A 356-nucleotide genomic window follows, 5' to 3' on the forward strand; every position below is an offset into this window, starting at 1 on the left:
GGGCGGTTATTGTTTGTGGAGTAAACGGTTAGAAAAAGGCACCTTCGCCAAAGTCACTGACGGTACAGCAAAAACACCATTAAACAGTGCTCAGTTACAGTGTTTGATTGATGGCATTTACTGGCAAAAAGACAAACAAAACAGGCGATTTAATTGACTGATTTTGTTATAATTTACGCCATGAAAACACATTCTATTAGTCACCTTTCACCGTCTGAAATTGAGGCTGCCTTTGCTCATCAAGCTGAGGAGATTGCGCAACTCAAGCATCAACTGGACTGGCTTAAACGCCAGTTGTTCGGGCGTAAGTCTGAAAAAGTGTTAGTGGATAATCCGGCGCAGAGCAGTTTGTTTGA

2 protein-coding genes are annotated in these 356 nt (G+C 42.4%); both read left to right on the forward strand.

The genetic code is table 11. The features are described 5' to 3' along the window. The first annotated feature begins 13 nt into the window (after positions 1 to 13). Positions 14 to 157: an IS66 family insertion sequence element accessory protein TnpB gene (tnpB, locus tag ACX5KA_RS06010; RefSeq protein ID WP_105936864.1), complete on the forward strand. Its 144-nt coding sequence runs from the start codon at positions 14 to 16 to the stop codon at positions 155 to 157. 23 nt (positions 158 to 180) lie between these two features. Further along, positions 181 to 356, forward strand: a 176-nt coding sequence (locus ACX5KA_RS06015) for a transposase domain-containing protein (RefSeq protein WP_458730660.1), incomplete at its 3' end; no start/stop codon positions are given.

Source organism: Alteromonas alvinellae, from assembly GCF_902705805.1.